The following is a 17,664-nucleotide window of genomic DNA, read 5'->3' on the forward strand; positions in this document are numbered from 1 at the left end:
CCGCCATCGTTTGGCGAATGAGCTGTGGTTATAATGCTAATGGTGTGCCTGACGCGATCTCCCTCGGAAGAGGCAGCGGAAACCAACGTGGAGCCCGAGACGCCTCCACCAAAGCCCACTACAAGGTCGCAGAGGCTGTTCTGAGAAACGCGGCTCACTCGAATCCTGTTTGTACTAGTCGTGTCTTTCATCTCAGTGCCAGACGCCGCTCCAGGCAAGGGGGTTCCCCCTCACGAAGAAGAGAGCTCCCAGGATCTTCGCGCCCGGATTGATGCCTGTCATGCCAGCAAGGGCGGTGCAATCAACACTTGTCTGGCTGTGGCCAGGCAGTCCGGCATTCGAACCCAGCGTTCCGACCCCGCCGTCAAACTGTTGAAAGATGCATGCGGTCAGCTGGACGTCCTCGCTGCCATCGTTCGACAGGGAGATGCTGCAGCTCCGGGTCGAGACGTCGCAACTCACCGAGGTCACGTTCACCCGAGCGTAGGGGGCCTGGAGCGAAACCACGGTGGACGTCACGACCACTGTCGTAGTCCTGAAGTCTAGGGTTATGTCCCCGTGGTCCACGACTTGAACGTAGACTATCGCGCCCGCCAACACAAGGTCCAGGAGAAACAGGACAGTCACGCCCCTCACTCTCAATCGCTATCTCTACCAGCCTGTGGCCGTCACATCTACGGTTCAAAGCGGGGTTTCCTACGCAACTTGAATCGACGAAGTAAGGTGGTCGCCGAGACCAGCTCTACACATAGAGCCGAAAGAAGGCGGCGTTTTGAACTCGACTCAGCACGTAACGCTGAGGGTGGGACTGGGATCGAGCGTGCACTAATAAAACCCAGACACTACGCATCGCACATTGAACGATAGATGGAAAGGAGTCATAATCTCCGAAAGTCTAGCGGAACCAAGCACAATCAACAATTTCGAGGTCTTCAAAGCTAGAATATCCAAGAAGGACTTGGACCTCGGGGAGGGCAAACGAGGAAGATGGCACCTTTACTACGTGTGTGCGAGGGAACAACAGATCAATGGTTTGCTCAGCCAAGTCAAACATGGATGGTATTGTCACTTCTGGCGGAGAAACTACCTCGTGGTTGTCTTTCGTGGCAAGAAATTCGAAATGCTGGCCAATGACAAATCTACTTGGAAGGATGCTGTTGAGTATGGCCGGTCAATTGGAATCCCCGAGAAAGAATTGGATTTTCCGACAAGATAAGAGGGAAGTGCGGTCGCCGGGATTTAAACCCGGTTCAGTTCCATTGCTTACAGCCACGCAGTGGTGCGGGACGAACATGCTGCATACTTGTGTTCGGCTGGCGTTCAGGTCGAATATTCCCTCGCGCGTTCGCAACTATCGTCCGCGCTACTGGCGTAGAAGCCGACGGCAACTTCGCAACTATTGACTTGGCAGGCTCTGTCACCTAGAATGCTGTCCAGCCGGCATCAGCGACCACGCTCGAGCCGTTCATATAGCTGGAATCGTCAGAAACAAGGAAAACTGCGAGTCTTGCAACCTCTGCTGGGTCCGCGACTCTGGGTAAGGTGGCCATAGTCTTGTTCAGATTCTCCATCCCGAGAGGGTTCGGTGTTGTACTTCCTATGCCAATTGCGGTCTGTACCGCGCCCAAGACCAATGCATTGCATCTGATTCCCTTTGCACCGTACGATGTCGCTATGCTTTTCGTTAGACCAATTAGCCCATGCTTCGAGACAGTGTAGGCAACGCCAGCCCTTGCACCAAAGATACCAGCGATCGAAGCCGTGTTCAGGATTGCACCGCCACCATGTTCAATCATGATGGGAATCACCTTTCTGCTCGCTCTGAAGGGCGCGTTCAAGTTAATTGCCAAGACCCGTTCCCAAACCTCATCTGGCGTATCGGCGACTGGCCTTGCGCCATCCATTATGCCGGCATTGTTGCACAATATGTCAATCTTGCCAAACGAACTCAGCGTGCTCTCAATCATCCTATCGACCTCAGTTCCAATTGAAAGATCGATTACCAAACCTGACGCATTCTTCCCAGCCGCCCGAATTTCGCCCACAACTTGGTCCACTCTCTCTGGGATTACATCGACCACCATCACTGTGCATCCTTTGTCGGCGAGAAGCTGCGCGATGGCTCTACCAATTCCAGACCCGGCGCCGGTCACAACTGCCACCTTTCCCTGCAGAATCGCGGGACGAACCTTCTCTTGCGCACGAGAAATACCCATCTTTCCTTCGGGGTTCAGACACTTCTTGGTATTTAAGGTGGGAAGCGATTCTCAGGTCTGATAAGGAAGTGCGGTCGCCGGGAATTGAACCAGGGCTACTGGGGTCGCAGAAGGCCTCCAATCTTTGGACAGGTAATCATGAACTTGTAATAGCATTCCAAAAGTGCTAGCAGCCATCCAACCGGTTAGGTCTGATTCCCCATACGCAGGCTCTCAATTGATTTCATCCTAGACATTAGGCCAAAGGCTTATAGTCACCGAATACACATTCATGCTACCCTTGTCATCGAGTGAGACTGATGATCGGGTAAAATACGTACGGTTCGAAAAAGATAAGGGATATCTCGAACTCGACAAGACATTTCCCGAAGAGAAGTATCTTTGGAACGAAGACTTTCATCCAACTCCAGTCAAGCTGAGGAGATGGGGCTCGTGGACATTCTTCGCCGTCTGGTTCGGCATGGCGGTCGAAGTGGAGTCCTGGGCGCTCGTATCTATCGGTTATTCCTTTGGTCTTGACTGGTTCTACTCCCTCCTAGCAGTGATAATCGGCAACGTAATCGTCTTAGTGCCGATGATTATCCAAAGCCACGGTGGCGCCAGGTACGGCGTTCCTGAGACCCCCCTCACTAGGAGCAGGTGGGGAATCTACGGCAACTGGATCCCATCGATAATCCGAGGCGTCATCGGCGCAGGTTGGTGGGGAATCGACACCTGGATCATCGCTGAATGCGTTGGGGCGATCTACCTCATCAACACGAACCAGCTCCAGTCCTTGTTCACTTCCGTCTCCAACGGCACAGCTTCCCCATTCACAATCGCAACAGTGGTTCCTATACTCTTCTGGGCTACCTTCCTTGTAACAATCGCCATCAGGCTGATAATCCTGTTTTACTCTCCCCCGAAGACTGGCCAGAGGACTCTGCAGATAATCTCCTGGACGGTCCCATTCATTGGGTTCTTGGGCTTCGGAATACTCTTCTTCAGCATGATGAACCTCTCGGGCTGGCAGTGGACCGCCATCCTCAACACACCTATGACCGTCAGCGGTTCCGCCTTCTGGTACGCGCTCATCGGTCTCATCAACGCGAACGTCGCGTTCTGGGCCACGATGGCAATAAGCATGCCCGACTTCACGAGATACGCGAAGTCTCAATTCTCCCAGACCGTTGGACAGTTGCCCCTTCCCATCCTGATGGGCGGAATCGGCCTCCTCGGACTCGTTACCACAGGGGCATCTCTGGTCTACTACAAGGTACCGATATGGGACCCGGTGTTGCTATCGGCACTCGCGATCTCGAGTCAGCCCTTGGCCTATCTTACGATAATCTTCCTCCTTCTCGGAGTAATAGTCGTCAACATCTATGCAGATACCATTGGCCCAGGCTACGACTTCTCCAATCTCTATCCGAAGAGAATCACCTGGTTCATGGGGGTTGTGATAGTCGTCATCATCGCAGCCATCTTGCAGTCGTGGAGCTATTACTTCAGCGCCCAAACCTACGTTGAGAACTGGCTTCTGACATACGGCGCCATACTAGGCGGCGTCGAAGGGATCATCACCTTCGACTATGCGGTGATACGTAGGTTCAAATTCGAAATCTACGACCTGTTCTATTCCAAGGGCCGCTTCAGGTACTTCCGAGGCTTCAATCCCGCAGCCATGATCGCATTCGCAATTTCCATGGTGCTCGTGTTCCCTCCAAGTACATACATCAATCCATCCATGGCGTTGCTCTATCCGGGTCAGGACTGGGTCTTCCAGAACGCATGGGTCTCGGCAATCGCGATTGCAGGCCTAGTCTACATCATACTGATGGCCCTATGGGTGATACCGAAGTATCAACCAGAACTAAAGGGGAGCCTGACGAAGGGCTACATCGCTGACGACACGGCCACAACTTTCGGAGTTGCTAAGCACGCAAGCGCAGTAGACAAGGAAAAGACCACTCCCGCCCCGTAGAGGAGCGAGTGACCTATAGTGCCGGAAGAATACGACCTAGTAATTCGCGGCGCTCGAGTGCTCGGCAAGCCGGGCGACAAACTCTTCGACGTGGCAGTCGACGAAGGGAGGATCAGGAAGCTATCTGAGCATATCTCGGCAAAAGGAGAAGAAGAGATAGAAGCCCAGGGCAGACTCATCCTCCCCGGTTTCTTCAACATGCACTTCCATCTCGACTCTGTACTCAAAATGGGTGATCCGAGGTACAACATCAGCGGAACTCTGTGGGAAGGAATCCAGATCTGGGCAGAAATCAAGAACAAACTGACGGAAGCGGAAATACTGTCCAGGGTGGAAAGGGCGGTAAAATGGATGGCCGCTTACGGCACCCTCTGGCTCAGAACCCACGCGGACACCACAACAACCAACCTGAACACAGTCAAAGCTCTCGTAACGGGAAGGAAAGAGTTGCAAGACCTCGTAAACATCCAAGTCACCTCGTTCCCTCAGGACGGAATCAGAACAGACCCGGGCAACCTAGAGCTTCTCGAAAAGTCGCTCGAGCTCGGCGCCGACAACGTCGGCATGATTCCTCACAATGAGTGGACTAGAGAGGACGGGGTGAAATCAATCGAGGACGCATTCCGCCTCGCGACCAAGTTCAACAAGGACATCGACGGCCACATAGACGAAACCGACGACCCATCATCCAGGTTCCTTGAGGTCGTCGCAGCCAACACCATCCGGCAAAAGTGGATCGGACGCGTCACCGCTGGACACGTGACCGCGAGCCACAGCTGGGACTCAGCATACAGGTACAGGATCTCAAGTCTCATCTCAAAGGCTGGCATAACCATCATCGCAAACCCGCTAATCAACATGCACCTACAGGGAAGACTCGACGGCTATCCGAAGAGGCGGGGCATGGCACCAATCAAGTTCTTCCTCGCATCGGGCGTCAACGTGAGCCTCGGACACGATTGCATCATGGACCCCTGGTACCCATTGGGTGTGGGCGACATGCTGCAGGTTCTGTTCATGGCCGTCCATGTGGACCAGATGATGGGCCAGCAGGAACTAGCGGACTCTATCAACCTGATAACATACAACGCATCGAAAGCTTGGAGGAACACGGCGATTTACGGCCTCGAAGAGGGCCGGAACGCGAACTTCGTCCTGGCAAACGCGTTCACCGTCCTCGACGCAATCAGGACCCTCGGTCCTCCGCTTTACGTCATAAAAGACGGGCGAATCATCGCAAAGAACCTTTCAAGGATGAGCAGCGAGATACTCCACAACAAGAAGTGGGAAACGCTCGAATTCGTCAAGGCCGACTGAATATCTCTTATCTTCCATTTTTTTCTGTTCTTGTGAATGAAGTGCGGTCGCCGGTTCGCACACGTAATTGCGTTCAAATTCCCCAGTCCACCATCGACATCTGTAAGAGGCTGGGTTTATTTCTCCCCTTCCGACAATGGTGTTTTAGAGGGCTCGGGAGATTCTTTTGGCTAGCAACGAATTCAACATCCGTAATTCTCCGGAGCCAGTTGCCTTGGAGGAAGAAAGAGAGCGACAAGCCGAAGAAGCGGCTGGCAAAATAGCGAAACCAAGACTTCCAATCTTTTCAATCCTTGATTCAATAGATTTTTCTGACCATTTCGTAATTATCGGCGACGTCGGGACAGGAAAGAGCACCGTAACCCCGATTCACGAATTTGAGTTATGCAACAGGAGCAGACAAATCGTCATTCGTGAGCCATCAAGGGCCTCGTGCAATGCGCTATTCTATTCACTTGAAGCGCTTCATCCAGAAATGAAAACCGAACTAGCCGTCATCACAAAGGACACCAAGATTAATGTCGGTGGCAAGATCAAGATAGTCACAGATGGCGTCCTGCTTAGAATGCTAGCCGAGAACTCAATTTTCGATTCTTCAATCTATTTTGATGAAAGTCATCAGATGTCATCCCAGCTAGAACTGTGTCTGTCAATTGCCAAGAAGCAGGAAGGGAAAGCAAGGAACTTGTTTCGAGTCATGAGCGCCACAATTGATCCAAATGAGTTCCTCTCCTTCTTGAGAGTGTCAAAACTCTATTCGCTGAGCGGGCGTAGATATCCGGTCGCGCTCGAGGTAGAGCTTGCAAGGGACCTCGATGAAATGTTCGAAACCCTGTCCCACTATCTTTATTCGCAGCCCCACAATGAATCGTGGCTGGTCTTCCTCCCCACAAGGCGCTTGGTCGAAAGATATGCCAGCAGCTACGGTGGCGTCTACATTCACGGAGGCCTTGAGGGTTCAGAGGTCAACAAGATTCAGCAAAGAGCTGAGCTCGATAAGAATCTGAGGGTCTTTGCGACAAATGTTATCGCTTCCTCCGTAAACATCTATGTTGACAATGTATTGATACTCAATGAGGTGATTGATAGCAAGGACAAGCTAGGTCATAAGACACTCCAATACAAGAAAATAGACAATAACTCTCTCTTGCAAATGATTGGGAGAATCGGTCGATTCAAGCCCGGTCGGGCCGTCATCATCTCTGATACACCCATCCCAAAGAAGATCCACCCGATACCGGTGCGCAAGGCTCTTGAAACCGAGACTCCGTTTGATTTGGTGCTCCTCATGTCAAAGTATGGCCTCAAGCTTTCAGAGCTAGAGTTCATGTCAAAGGTAGATTATCGTGAAGTTAACTTTGCAGAGGACTGGCTTATTGAGATTGGAGCAATCAATCGCCATCCCCATGAAATCACTTGGAAGGGACTCTTGATGAGCGAGACCCCCTACGAGCCCGACTTTTCACACATGATTTCCAGCGCCCTAATTTCAGGTGATTATAATATGGCTAGATTTCTCCTGGCCAGCGGCGCGTTCGGCGATTCACTCAACCACGCCTACAAGTCGGACATGGAAGGCATTGCTCGCGAATTCTTGTACGCCTTCGACAAGTCAAACGAGCTCAATATCAAAGCGCATCTTCTCAAAGGATATTCGGAGGATAGGGAGGGTTCATTCGCCTCAAGACTGGTCGCAAACGGACTCTTTACCGCATTCGTTGAGGAAGCATGGAAGAACTATGAAGCAGCTAGAGAAGCATTGAATGACTTGCTTCTTTCTTCGAGGAAGGAACCGATACCCAAGGAGGTCTTGATAGACCCTGATGTCTCCAAGCTCAAGCCATATCTCGAAGATTGTCTTTCGTTTGAAGAGTTCGATTTATACGAAAAGAACGAACACGACCTGCACGAAATGATCATCGAAGGTCAGTTCTTTGCAAGAACGTTGACGATAAACTTCAGACGCATACTATTCGATGTAGTTGCGATCAATCCAACGAAGAAGAATCGCCATCAAAGCAGGTGATGAGGAATCCACCAGGCTCCGCTTTCCGCGGAAGCCCGAGTAGAACCCATTGCTCCCTCCGGGGAGGCTAGCCGATTCTCTACGTCCGCATGGCAACAGGTGCGGTCGCCGGGACTACAGCTCTACATGTTTAGCTGAAACACTGCGGACTCCAACGTCAGCCTGTAGGATACCCTGCTTGCTCTCCTTGAAAGTCGATAGGAGCAGCAGCAAGGCGACTAGTGAAATTGTTGCCACGCTTGCGAATCCTACGGCAGGCGTGAACAGTGTCCAGAGAATGCCTATCATTGCGCTTGAAATGAAATCGCCCACTCCGTTGACCGTTTGTAGAACTCCATATCCTGTACCTCTCTGGGAGCTGGCTAGCGTTTCAGAGGCCAACGCCCTCTCCACCGTGTCGACTATCGCAGTTTGAAGCCCAGCGAAAACAAAAATCGTGATCAGAATCGGCAAAGTCGGGGTCTCGAAGATTGATGCAATGCAGGCTAGAGCGAAGACCAAGTACCCCAAAGCTAGAAGGTTTCGCTTCGAAACCCTATCGGCGAGGTATCCTGCCGGGAAAGAACCTAGTGCGTAAATCATGTTCAACAGCAAATACAGAAGCACGGCGAGCTGTGAAGCGCCCGATATCCCGAGTGAGGGTTGAAGGACTTGCTCGGCTCTTAGGGTGAAGATCACGTTGGAGAAGTTGGCAATTCCGAACAGGCCAACGCTGACCAACAGCACCTTGAACCGTCTCGGAAGAGTCCTGATCGACAGAAGGAAGGACATCGGGTCTCCACCAGAGCCCGGTTCTGCCCTCCTGGTCCGTGGCCTATCCTTCACCAGTGTGAAAACAACGGCGACACAGACGACTGCAGGAACGGCAGAAACGAAGAAGATTGCAGAGAAATTGAGATAAGGAATCAAGAGAAGTGCGATGGCCGGGCCTATGACCGCCCCTATCGTGTCGAAGGTTCTCTCGAAGCCGAACGCCTTCCCCACCGCTTCCCTCGGAACAGAATCGACCATCAAAGCGTCTCTAGGAGGACCTCTCGCACCTCTTCCTACCCACGCTCCCACTCGGAGAGCGAGAACCTGAACCCAAGAGACTGCAAAGCCGATTGCCGGGATCAGAATCCCGGTCAAAATGTAGCCGAGGTACATTATCGGCGTCCTCTTGCCCAATTTGTCGGAGTAGTAACCTGAATACGACTTTACGAAGCTTGCAGCTCCGTCAGAGGCGCCTTCCACAAGTCCTACAATTGCTGCGCTTCCGCCTAAGGTAAAGACAATGAAGAAAGGAAGTATCGAGGTCGCCATTTCATGGCTCGTGTCAGAGAACAAACTTGTCAGGCTCATCCCCAGCACGTTTCTGTTCAGCCAGGCTCGGGGACTGGACGCAGGTGGACTCTCCTGAGTCATCGACCGAGGGTCTGATTACCACGTCTAATAGCTAATTTAGTCCAACCCGCTGAGCTTGAAGAAAGCTTGAGCCCGGATTGCTGTGCGGTCGCCGGGATTTGAACCCGGGTTACCAGCTTGGAGGGCTGATGTCCTAGACCAGACTGGACGACAACCGCACGATGGGGCGGACAGAGTGAACCGCTTTTAATCATTAGTTCTTTCGATGCGCTTCTCTACCTCGTACAGCACCCTAGAAGCCACGACGTGTGCGTCGAGCGGCTTCTCGTGAACCCTCACCAACTCGTCCAACGCGTCTGTTGTCCCTAGCGCGAAGTGACCATGGGCGAACCCGCCGACCACCAGGCACGGGTTCCTCGCCACCAAGACCATCGAGCACAGCTCCTCCATCGTCACCGTGCGCCCATTCCTCGATAGCCCGACAACGGAGTCGGAGTCGATTCTGCCCACCAGCCTCTCAAACTTGGCTTGGTAAACCCTCAGCAGACCTGTGCTCGGCTTCTCAGACAGCGCCTGCTCCATCAGCCCCCTGAACCTGAAGTAGCTCTTTGGAATTCTAGTCTTCTCCTCGAGCTCCACCACGAGATCCCCATGCATGTGAACGAAAACCTTCACCAGCCCGTCGGTGTACAACGGGCTACCTGTGGTGCTCAACAGCGTCACGTGGACCAGGTCTGGCCTTCCACGCTTGAACCCGTCCTTGAGCTTAAGCATCGCCCTGTGGTGGAAGCTCCTGTCGAGCAAGATGCGCCCCGGTTCGACCTCCCTCCTTCTAGCGTCGTTCACGACAGACGGGTCGCGCCAGAGTTCCTTCGGCACCAGCTCGAGAGCCGCCTCGGCGATTACGAGGTTGAGCTTCATCTGCGTCTGCAGGCATGCGCATGGTTAATTCGCTTTCCTCTCAACCCACGGCCCGTGAGAGCAAGAAAGGGGGCCAAGGCTGACGCCGCTGTTGCGGCCAAGAGTCTGCTGAACGCGTCGATCAAGACCTCGAAGGAAGACATGGCCCTTGCCCGCAGGCAGGCAGAGCTGGCGAGGAAGGTGATGCTCCGCTTCAACGTCAGGCTCGACTACTCTCTGAGGCGCTTCATCTGCCACGGCTGCAAGAAGCTAATTGTGCCAGGGGTGAACGCTAGAGTAAGGCTTGGCCGAGGGAAGCCGCCCGCGATTCGCATCACGTGCCTCGAGTGCGGCCGCGTAAACCGAAAGGTTCTATCACGCACTTGACTGATGGTGGCTAAATAGCTCATTCAACTCATATGTTGTGCTCGTGCGGAAATCGGTCAAGCAGAGCTACATACCCAGTACAGTCGTTCTCCAACTAATCGAGACATTCCGCCAGATGACTAACGACTGCATCAGAGTCGGACTCCGAGAGAACGTCTCAACACTCAAACGACTTTCGTCTCTTTCCTACGGAGAATTGAGACGATATGACGATGTTCCGAGTTACTACAAGCTGTGTGCCATTTCTAGGGCGGCTGGGATTCTCTCTTCTAGGAAGAAGTCGCTCCGGAGGGGGCATCTGACGAGAAGTCCCTACACGTCGAGACCAGTTCTTGTCTCATGCTACGGTTTCAAGATAGCAGCCAGTCGTCTCCTCATCCCAATCGGAGACCGAGAATACGAATCCATACCCCTTAATGCCCGCACAACGCAGACACTTTCGGACTCCACGCTCAGTGTCCGCTCTTTCACCTTGACCGACAGGTCTCTGTCGTTGTGCGTCTCAAGAGAGGTCAAGGAGGTCGAGGTTAGTGAAACGAGAGGCGCCATGGGGATAGACAGAAATCTCAGGAACATCACAGTCGGAAATGCAAGACAAGTGACCTATTACGACATCTCGAAAGCGGTGAGCATTTTCGAGAACACCAGGAGCATCATTAGTTCCTTCAAGCGGAACGACTCACGGATTAGGAAAGGAATCGCATCCAAATACGGGAGGCGTAGACGCGAGCGAACAAGGCGCATTCTCCATTGGGTGTCGAAGGACATTGTTCAGAATGCCAAATCCAATCGTCAAACGATAATCTTTGAGGAGATACGTGGTATCAGGAAGCTCTACAGGAAAGGCAACTGGCAGGGACGAAAACAGAGGGGACGCATGAATTCGTGGACGTTCCACGAGCTCAAGCGCCAAGTGGAATACAAGGCGACTTGGGAAGGGGTACCAGTAATCACCCTGACAAGAAGCGAGACAAAAGGCACCACTATGGACTGTCCGAGATGCGGGGAGAGACTCCAATCGGCTGCCCGAGGCGACATGAAACACTATCGCCAGATGTGGTGCGGAGAATGCAAGAGATGGGAGGATCGTGACCTATGTGCTGTCCTCAACATCTCGCGCAGGGGCTGGGTGAGGTTCGCCCAGTCGAAAGGCGAGGCAGGTGAAGCTGTGAAGGGGAACGCGGAACACGACAGGGAGCCGCCAATCCTCAGAGTCGATGCCTCGAAGCCAGGCAACCGGTGTCAACCGAAAACCTGACGGAACCAAGAGCGCTTATATACGAAGAACAGACGGCGAAGACCCCGCTTTCGTGATAACCAATGGTAAACGTCTACGACGTTCCGTCAGAGAAGCTGCTTGAAGCCCTAGCAGGGCAGCTAAAGGCCGAGTCCACAGTGCAGCCACCTGAGTGGGCCCAGTTCGCAAAGACCGGCTCCCACGCGGAGAGGCCACCCCACCAATCAGACTGGTGGTTTGCGAGGGCAGCATCAATCCTGAGGAAGCTCTACCTACACGCTCCCCTCGGCTTGGGCGACTTCGAGAGAAGCTACGGCGGTTCGAAGGCAGTCTCGTACTACCCGAAGCACCACAGGGACGCAGGCGGCTCCGCGATCAGGACGATACTCAAGCAGCTCGAGAAGGCTGGCCTTGTCGACAAGACGAAGAGTCAGAAGGGAAGGGTGGTGGGCAGGACGCTCACGCCCAAGGGCACGAAGATGCTCGACAAACTGAGCAAGCAGCTCTTCGCCGACCTGAGCAAGGATAACAAGGAACTAGCGAGGTACGCTTAGACGATGTCCGAGCCGACACAGGGGCAGTCCGGCAACGATGCAGCCGAGAAGAAGGCCCTCAGGGAAGGCGTCCTGAGGATGGCCCTCACCTCCGAGGCGAGACAGCGGCTCGCGAACGTCAGGATGGTAAAACCGGAGCTCGCGAACTCAATCGAGGAGTACATAGTCCAGCTGGCATCCAGCGGCAAGCTCAAGCAGGCCGTGGGCGACGAGCAGGTCAAGCAGATGCTCCAGGCGCTCCAAGGGCAGAAGCGCGAGACGAAGATAAGGAGGCTATGACATGGCCAGGGTCAAGGACAAGTCGAAGAAGAACAGGCTGATGAGCGCCACCAAGACCGCGAGGTCCGTCCCGACCTGGGTGGTCGTGCGGACGAACAGGCACGTCAGGTCGAACCCGAAGCGGAGGAACTGGAGGAAGCGCAAGCTGGGGCTGAAGTGATGAGACATGTCTGAGCAGAAGAAGGAGCCGCTCACGAGGGTCTACAACGTACCGCTCGGGGTGGTCTTCGAAGCGGCCCCGTACCGGAGGGCCAAGGTCGCCATTCGTGTAATCAGGGAGTTCACAGTGAGGCACATGAAAGCGGACGAAATCAAGATCAAGGAGGACGTCAACAGGCGGATTTGGGCCAGGGGCATGAAGCATCCCCCGAGACGCATCAGGCTGGAGATGGAGAGGGACGAAGACGGCTTGGTCACAATAGGCCTGGCTCCAGAAGCATCGAAAGTGTAACAGGCGTGGGTCTCCACCTCATAGACGTCTACCGCAGCCCGAACATAGGCGTCTACATGAAGGCCAACGACAGGTTCCTACTCGTTCCGAAGGGGCTCGCACCGACCAAGGTTGAGAGACTCTCGGAAGCTCTCGGCGTCACGCCCGTCCAGACCTCCGTAGGAGAATCCAGATTGCTCGGGCCGCTCGTGGCCCTGAACGGAAGGGGGGCTCTCGTCTCCCACCTCGCCGAGAGTAATGAGATGGCAGAGATAGCCGAGGGGACAGGCCTGGACGTCGAGAGGCTCGAGTCAAGGTTCACAGCCGCGGGCAACCTCGTGGCAGCCAACGACAAGTTTGCCCTCGTCTCACCTGTGCTGGAACCAAAGGCTGTCGCCCAGGTCCGCGACGTGCTCGGGACCGAGGTGGAGCGAGCGGCGATCAACGAGTACTACCAGGTCGGGGCCCTAGTAGTCGCCACGAATGCGGGCGCAGCCATCTACCCAGACCTCGGCGAGAGCGAGGTGGAGAGGATTGGGCGACTATTCGGAGTCGACGCATATCCGACCTCTGTAAACAGGGGAGTCCCCTACGTCGCATCCGGCATCGTGGCCAACTCGAAGAACGCCGTTGTTGGGAACCAGACGACCGGACCGGAGCTTGTCTTTATAACAAGGGCGCTGAAGGTTTGAAAAGTACGCGAGGGCTGCAATTGTCGAGCAAGCAGAAAGAACCGACCGACGAGGAGAAGATGAACTCGGTCGTGATGGAGATTAGAATCCTAGAAGGCACCCTCAACGAACTCTCGGCGAGGCAGAACATGCTCGAGAGGGCGCTAATCGAGAGTCGCGCAGCCTTGGACGCTATCAAAGGCCTTGGCGAGGGTAAGGTGACAGAGGTACTCACCCAGATTGGAGGGGGAGCGATGGTAAGGTCGCCGCCTCCCTCGACGGAAAAGGTCCTCGTAAACGTGGGTGCGAACGTCGTGATAGAGAAACCGCGCGAGGAGGCGGTGGCCATGCTGGAGAGCAGGTCGAGGGACGTCGAGGCCTCCGTACTGTCAATTCAAAGCCAGAGGAACGAAATAGCGGAGAGGCTTGAGGTGGACAGGCAGTACCTCCAGTCGCTGCTCTCTCAGGCCCAGCAGAGCTGATATGTTCGACGGGCTGAAGCGGGCCTTCTCCTCAGTCACGTCTGTGGTCCGCGAGAGGACGCTCTCCGAGGGCGAGCTCGATGACATAGCATTCCAGTTCCAGCTTGCCCTGATAGAGAGTGACGTCGCCCAAGGGGTGGCGGAGAAGCTCACAGACGACGTGAAGAAGGCCCTTTCCGGGGTCAAGATCGAGAGGTCCGACGAGCCTTCCGCTCTCGTCAAGAAGACACTCGCATCGTCTCTCGAGAAGACCTTCGCCTCGGCCAGCTTGCCCGACGTCGTAACCAAGATCAGGGAGAAGAACAGGGAGGGAGAGCCCTACACGATCCTCTTCCTCGGAATCAACGGCACAGGCAAGACCACGACCATAGCAAAGTTCGCTACGCTGCTGAAGAAGAACGGCGTCTCAGTGGTCACTGCAGCAGGCGACACCCACAGGCCGGGGGCCATAGAGCAGCTCACGGAGCACGCGGACAGGATAGCGATGAAGGTAGTCTCGCAGAGGTACGGCGCTGACCCTGCCGCCGTGGGAAGGGACGGCCAGCTCTACGCCAAGGCCCATCACGTCGACTGCCTGCTGATTGACACGGCGGGAAGGATGCAGACGAACCAGAACCTGATGGAAGAGATGGCCAAGATAGTGAGGGTCGTCAACCCGGACTTCAAGATCTTCGTCGGAGACTCGCTCACAGGCAACGACGCTGTGTCGCAGGCAGAGCTATTCAGCAAGTACACCGGATTCGACGGGGTGATACTCACGAAGGCGGACGCAGACGTTCGAGGAGGGGCCGCAGTCTCCATCGTCTACACCACAGGGAAGCCGATTCTCTACCTCGGCGTGGGCCAAGAGTACGGCGACCTCGTCCCCTTCGACTACCACAAGTTCATCGATTCTCTGTTCGCCTAGCGAGATTTAAACGGCCTGACATCTGTACCGGCGTCGTGAAAGGTAAGGATTTCCTCACCCTTGCGGCGCTTACCCCAGCCGACCTCAAGCTCATCCTCGACCTCTCGGAGAGGCTCAAGAGGCGCAGGACAGCCGGGCTCGGCTCCCGCGCACTGAAAGAGAAGTCCATCGCGCTCCTATTCGAGAAGCCGAGCACGAGGACTCGTGTCAGCTTCCAGGTTGGAATCAGCGAGCTGGGAGGGTCAGCAATCAGCCTCGGCTCGAACGAGCTGCAGCTCGGGAGGGGAGAGACGGTAGAGGATACCGCGGGAGTCCTGTCCCGTTATGTCCACGCGATTATGGCCAGGGTCAACAAGCACGCCGACCTTGAGAGGCTCGCGGCTGCTTCGAGCGTACCCGTCATCAATGGCCTCAGCGAACTGCATCACCCGGTCCAGATACTCGCAGACCTTCTTGCGCTCAGGGAACACAAGGGGAGGCTGAAGAGGCTCAAGGTCGCCTGGGTTGGAGACGGGAACAACGTCTGCAACTCCTGGCTCCAGGGCGCAGCGTTGTCGGGAATCGAGTTCGTGGCGGCAACCCCGAAGGGATACGAGCCCTCGACGGAGGTCATGGGTGTTGCAGAAGGTCTTTCGAAGCCGACTGGGGCCAAGCTGAGCGTCGTCGAAGACCCGGAGGTCGCCGCAAGAGGAGCCGACTGCGTGATGACAGACACCTTCGTCTCCATGGGCTTCGACCAAGAGAAGGAGACGAGGCTGAACGCCTTCCTGCCGAGATACCAGGTCAACCTGCGCTTGATGTCGCTCGCGAAGAAGGACGCTGTCTTCGAGCACTGCCTTCCTGCCCACAGAGGCGAAGAGGTCACGGCAGACGTGATAGACGGTCCGCACTCAATCGTCTTCGATGAGGCGGAGAACAGACTTCATACCGAGAAGGCGTTACTCTGCTTCCTAATGCTTGGAAAGAGGGAGCTCTCGTCCCTCGTCAGAGGTCACTGAAGAGGAACCGCGAGAGGTCCACGCGGTCGTCGCTGACCCTCACGCCCTCCTTCCTCAGCAACTCCGCTTTCCTTGCGATTCCCTTCGCGCCTCCGTATCCCGCCAGACCGCCGTCCTGCCTGACGACCCTGTGGCAAGGCACAACGATAGGAGTCGGGTTGGCACGAAGTGCACCCCCGACCGCCCTGCTTGCCTTGGGCTTCCCCATCCTCCTGGCTATCGCGCCGTAGGTCGTGACCTTGCCCGCTGGCACCTTGGAGGTCAGCTCGTAGACTCTCTTCGCGAACCTGGATACAGTCAAACCCTGATTGCCTCGAGCCCGAACTTCTCAACAAGGGCAGATATCCTTTCCTTATGCGGGCCCAGCCCCTTCCAGTCGAGGGCGGCGTAGCGGACCGGCGAGTTCGTCTTCTGGAACATCTCGCCCATCATCTTCTCGTCAATGTTCCCCAGAGCGTACTTGGGGACTACGTAGCTCAGCGCCATGTCCCCTTCCACAAGGAAGCTGCTGAACTTCTCAGGGTAGTGCGTCCCCCCGAACCCGATGGCCACCTTGCCCCAGACCCTGCGCTCGGCAAGGCTTTCCATCAACGCATCCGCCACGACGGAAGCCGCTTTCGCGTCCCCCCAGTTCCTCTCCGCCGCCCCTATCTCCACGAAGAGGACAGGCTTCAGAAGCGAGGTGGGCCCATGGTGAGTCGCTTCGATTGTGATCTCGTAGTCCTTCACCTTCGTCTGCCTTTTCGAGAGCGAGACCATGTAATTCTTCAGAAGACCAGGGTCGACCCTCCCCATCTCCCTCGCCCTCCCGCCGACCTCTGCCTTCTCAGAGAAGTTCCCTGTCGTGTGGGCAGTTAGGGAGGCGATTCCCGACTCGGCGACGTGCCTAGACAGAAAGATGTATGCCTGCGGGTTGAAGTAAGCGTCGAGGTCCGGAGGATTGATGATCAGCCCTTCGAAGAAGAAGAGCAGGTAAGAGTCCCTCTGGAAGACCGGCTTGCCCAGAAGGCTGACCCCCGTCGACTCGAAGCCGTGGCCATTGATCAGAGCCGCCGCCAGCGTCCTCGAAGCGAGGTCGTTCGACGAAGCCACCACTAGCGTGGCTGGCTCCCCCTGGGGCATCATCTCCCGCCCCTCGGCGAGAATCTGATATTAACGATGGCAAACCATATAGACGGGGCGCGGGAGGAGGGAACGCGTTTTCTCTTTGTCCCTCGCACTAGGCTGCTCAGCCTGCGGTTGCGGCCCAACCTCGTGCGCGACCTGCGTAACTCCCAGCGAATGCTCCAACTGCGTCTCATGCTGCTGCGCCCAGTCTCATGCCTCGTGGCGGTTGGGTAGAATCCAGCGAGGCCTCCTGCTGGAGTACGCCGGCTCAGCGTGGATGACAGTCGAGGTGATAGGTTCGATGTGGGCAGGGCTGGTCGCCGGCAGCTTCGCCCTCCTCGCGTTTGGGGGCGACAGTCTAATCGAGCTCGCCTCTGGAATCGCCGTGGCGCTCCACCTAAGGGAGGATTTCGGCGGCTCGAACGTGCTCGGTCACAGGACGGCGATGGCGACGAGCATCTGCTCTTCGCGCTCCTCCCTGTCATCGGATTGGGAGCAGGTTACTCCTACCTCTCAGGTCTCAGACCCGACACATCGCCGCTCGGAATCGTGGTGGCTGCCGGGGCTGTGCTCATCATGCCGTACCTCTGGCTAGAGAAGAGGAGGATAGGAAAGGAGACGAGATGCCTGCCACTGTCTGCAGACGCGGCGGAGTCGGCAACATGCTTCCTCATGTCAGCCGCCCTCCTTGGTAGCTTGCTCGCCGAGTTCTTCCTCGGGCTGTGGTGGATCGATTACGTCGCGACCGCGCTGATTCTCACCTTCGTGGCAAAGGAAGCAGTGGAGGCCGTAGCTAGAGCGAGGGAAGGACGCGGCATTCCCCTGCCACCTGACACGTGAACCGCC

Annotated in this window: 22 protein-coding genes and 1 tRNA gene; 16 read left to right on the plus strand and 7 right to left on the minus strand. The window is 55.6% G+C overall.

The annotated features are described in order from the left end of the window. Positions 1–192 precede the first annotated feature (192 nt). Complete coding sequence (locus LYZ69_06240) at positions 193–642, minus strand: hypothetical protein (protein MDV3278050.1); 450 nt, start codon at positions 640–642, stop codon at positions 193–195. 214 nt (positions 643–856) lie between these two features. Between LYZ69_06240 and LYZ69_06245 the strand changes: the two genes are divergently transcribed. Further along, entirely contained in the window at positions 857–1,216 is a 360-nt protein-coding gene (locus LYZ69_06245; GenBank protein ID MDV3278051.1) for a hypothetical protein, read from the plus strand. 205 nt (positions 1,217–1,421) lie between these two features. Here LYZ69_06245 and LYZ69_06250 read toward each other — a convergent pair whose 3' ends face one another. Then, positions 1,422–2,216, minus strand: coding sequence for an SDR family oxidoreductase (locus tag LYZ69_06250; protein ID MDV3278052.1), 795 nt, complete (start codon positions 2,214–2,216; stop codon positions 1,422–1,424). A gap of 280 nt (positions 2,217–2,496) precedes the next feature. Between LYZ69_06250 and LYZ69_06255 the strand changes: the two genes are divergently transcribed. The 3 genes from LYZ69_06255 to LYZ69_06265 all read left to right on the plus strand — a co-directional run bounded on the left by LYZ69_06255 (position 2,497) and on the right by LYZ69_06265 (position 7,522). Further along, positions 2,497–4,179: a cytosine permease gene (locus tag LYZ69_06255; GenBank protein MDV3278053.1), complete on the plus strand. Its 1,683-nt coding sequence runs from the start codon at positions 2,497–2,499 to the stop codon at positions 4,177–4,179. 18 nt (positions 4,180–4,197) lie between these two features. Further along, positions 4,198–5,496, plus strand: a complete 1,299-nt coding sequence (locus tag LYZ69_06260) for an amidohydrolase family protein (protein ID MDV3278054.1) — start codon at positions 4,198–4,200, stop codon at positions 5,494–5,496. Between the two features lie 166 nt (positions 5,497–5,662). Next, positions 5,663–7,522 carry a hypothetical protein gene (locus LYZ69_06265; protein MDV3278055.1) on the plus strand — a complete coding sequence of 620 codons (1,860 nt, stop codon included), beginning with the start codon at positions 5,663–5,665 and terminating at the stop codon, positions 7,520–7,522. A 114-nt stretch (positions 7,523–7,636) separates the two neighbouring features. Here LYZ69_06265 and LYZ69_06270 read toward each other — a convergent pair whose 3' ends face one another. From LYZ69_06270 to LYZ69_06280, 3 genes are all read right to left on the minus strand, one after another. Further along, a complete protein-coding gene (locus LYZ69_06270) occupies positions 7,637–8,926 on the minus strand; it encodes an MFS transporter (protein MDV3278056.1) in 1,290 nt (429 codons plus the stop codon). 83 nt (positions 8,927–9,009) lie between these two features. Next, positions 9,010–9,084 (minus strand) — tRNA-Gly (locus LYZ69_06275). Between the two features lie 28 nt (positions 9,085–9,112). Continuing rightward, complete coding sequence (locus LYZ69_06280; GenBank protein MDV3278057.1) at positions 9,113–9,787, minus strand: ribosome biogenesis protein; 675 nt, start codon at positions 9,785–9,787, stop codon at positions 9,113–9,115. 54 nt (positions 9,788–9,841) lie between these two features. Between LYZ69_06280 and LYZ69_06285 the strand changes: the two genes are divergently transcribed. The 10 genes from LYZ69_06285 to argF all read left to right on the plus strand — a co-directional run bounded on the left by LYZ69_06285 (position 9,842) and on the right by argF (position 15,711). Continuing rightward, positions 9,842–10,153: an RNase P subunit gene (locus tag LYZ69_06285; GenBank protein ID MDV3278058.1), complete on the plus strand. Its 312-nt coding sequence runs from the start codon at positions 9,842–9,844 to the stop codon at positions 10,151–10,153. 43 nt (positions 10,154–10,196) lie between these two features. Next, entirely contained in the window at positions 10,197–11,411 is a 1,215-nt protein-coding gene (locus LYZ69_06290) for a transposase (protein ID MDV3278059.1), read from the plus strand. A gap of 62 nt (positions 11,412–11,473) precedes the next feature. After that, positions 11,474–11,944, plus strand: coding sequence for a 30S ribosomal protein S19e (locus LYZ69_06295; GenBank protein MDV3278060.1), 471 nt, complete (start codon positions 11,474–11,476; stop codon positions 11,942–11,944). Positions 11,945–11,947: 3 nt separating this feature from the next. Further along, complete coding sequence (locus LYZ69_06300; protein MDV3278061.1) at positions 11,948–12,223, plus strand: DNA-binding protein; 276 nt, start codon at positions 11,948–11,950, stop codon at positions 12,221–12,223. Position 12,224: 1 nt separating this feature from the next. Next, on the plus strand, positions 12,225–12,383 hold the full coding sequence (locus tag LYZ69_06305; protein ID MDV3278062.1) for a 50S ribosomal protein L39e: 159 nt from the start codon (positions 12,225–12,227) through the stop codon (positions 12,381–12,383). Between the two features lie 6 nt (positions 12,384–12,389). After that, complete coding sequence (locus LYZ69_06310) at positions 12,390–12,674, plus strand: 60S ribosomal protein L31 (protein MDV3278063.1); 285 nt, start codon at positions 12,390–12,392, stop codon at positions 12,672–12,674. A 5-nt stretch (positions 12,675–12,679) separates the two neighbouring features. Continuing rightward, the gene (locus LYZ69_06315; GenBank protein ID MDV3278064.1) at positions 12,680–13,345 is read left to right on the plus strand and encodes a translation initiation factor IF-6; all 666 of its coding nucleotides are present in this window, start codon (positions 12,680–12,682) and stop codon (positions 13,343–13,345) included. After that, positions 13,342–13,806 (plus strand): prefoldin subunit alpha, encoded by a 465-nt coding sequence (gene pfdA, locus LYZ69_06320; protein MDV3278065.1) that lies wholly within the window; start codon positions 13,342–13,344, stop codon positions 13,804–13,806. Before LYZ69_06315 ends, pfdA begins: the two co-directional genes overlap by 4 nt. Before the next feature lies 1 nt (position 13,807). Continuing rightward, on the plus strand, positions 13,808–14,713 hold the full coding sequence (gene ftsY, locus LYZ69_06325; protein MDV3278066.1) for a signal recognition particle-docking protein FtsY: 906 nt from the start codon (positions 13,808–13,810) through the stop codon (positions 14,711–14,713). A gap of 35 nt (positions 14,714–14,748) precedes the next feature. Next, on the plus strand, positions 14,749–15,711 hold the full coding sequence (gene argF, locus LYZ69_06330; GenBank protein MDV3278067.1) for an ornithine carbamoyltransferase: 963 nt from the start codon (positions 14,749–14,751) through the stop codon (positions 15,709–15,711). On the opposite strand, the gene LYZ69_06335 is transcribed toward argF, so the two are convergent. Next, entirely contained in the window at positions 15,698–16,012 is a 315-nt protein-coding gene (locus LYZ69_06335) for an MGMT family protein (GenBank protein ID MDV3278068.1), read from the minus strand. The genes argF and LYZ69_06335 overlap by 14 nt on opposite strands. Further along, a complete protein-coding gene (locus LYZ69_06340; GenBank protein MDV3278069.1) occupies positions 16,009–16,836 on the minus strand; it encodes a hypothetical protein in 828 nt (275 codons plus the stop codon). Before LYZ69_06340 ends, LYZ69_06335 begins: the two co-directional genes overlap by 4 nt. 208 nt (positions 16,837–17,044) lie before the next feature. Between LYZ69_06340 and LYZ69_06345 the strand changes: the two genes are divergently transcribed. Further along, the gene (locus tag LYZ69_06345) at positions 17,045–17,413 is read left to right on the plus strand and encodes a hypothetical protein (protein MDV3278070.1); all 369 of its coding nucleotides are present in this window, start codon (positions 17,045–17,047) and stop codon (positions 17,411–17,413) included. Beyond that, complete coding sequence (locus LYZ69_06350; protein ID MDV3278071.1) at positions 17,308–17,658, plus strand: cation transporter; 351 nt, start codon at positions 17,308–17,310, stop codon at positions 17,656–17,658. The genes LYZ69_06345 and LYZ69_06350 overlap by 106 nt, the downstream gene beginning before the upstream one ends. Positions 17,659–17,664: the final 6 nt, after the last annotated feature.

It is taken from the genome of Nitrososphaerales archaeon (genome assembly GCA_032906765.1).
In the GTDB taxonomy this organism is placed as follows: Archaea; Thermoproteota; Nitrososphaeria; order Nitrososphaerales; family Gagatemarchaeaceae; genus DASPPF01.

Excerpts from the sequence above, each read along its gene's own strand:
- LYZ69_06295 (MDV3278060.1), top strand. The coding sequence starts at position 11,474 with ATGGTAAACGTCTACGACGTTCCGTCAGAGAAGCTGCTTGAAGCCCTA.
- LYZ69_06250 (MDV3278052.1), bottom strand. The coding sequence starts at position 2,216 with ATGGGTATTTCTCGTGCGCAAGAGAAGGTTCGTCCCGCGATTCTGCAG.
- LYZ69_06310 (MDV3278063.1), top strand. The coding sequence starts at position 12,390 with ATGTCTGAGCAGAAGAAGGAGCCGCTCACGAGGGTCTACAACGTACCG.
- ftsY (MDV3278066.1), top strand. The coding sequence starts at position 13,808 with ATGTTCGACGGGCTGAAGCGGGCCTTCTCCTCAGTCACGTCTGTGGTC.
- LYZ69_06305 (MDV3278062.1), top strand. The coding sequence starts at position 12,225 with ATGGCCAGGGTCAAGGACAAGTCGAAGAAGAACAGGCTGATGAGCGCC.
- LYZ69_06300 (MDV3278061.1), top strand. The coding sequence starts at position 11,948 with ATGTCCGAGCCGACACAGGGGCAGTCCGGCAACGATGCAGCCGAGAAG.
- LYZ69_06270 (MDV3278056.1), bottom strand. The coding sequence starts at position 8,926 with ATGACTCAGGAGAGTCCACCTGCGTCCAGTCCCCGAGCCTGGCTGAAC.
- LYZ69_06340 (MDV3278069.1), bottom strand. The coding sequence starts at position 16,836 with ATGATGCCCCAGGGGGAGCCAGCCACGCTAGTGGTGGCTTCGTCGAAC.
- LYZ69_06280 (MDV3278057.1), bottom strand. The coding sequence starts at position 9,787 with ATGAAGCTCAACCTCGTAATCGCCGAGGCGGCTCTCGAGCTGGTGCCG.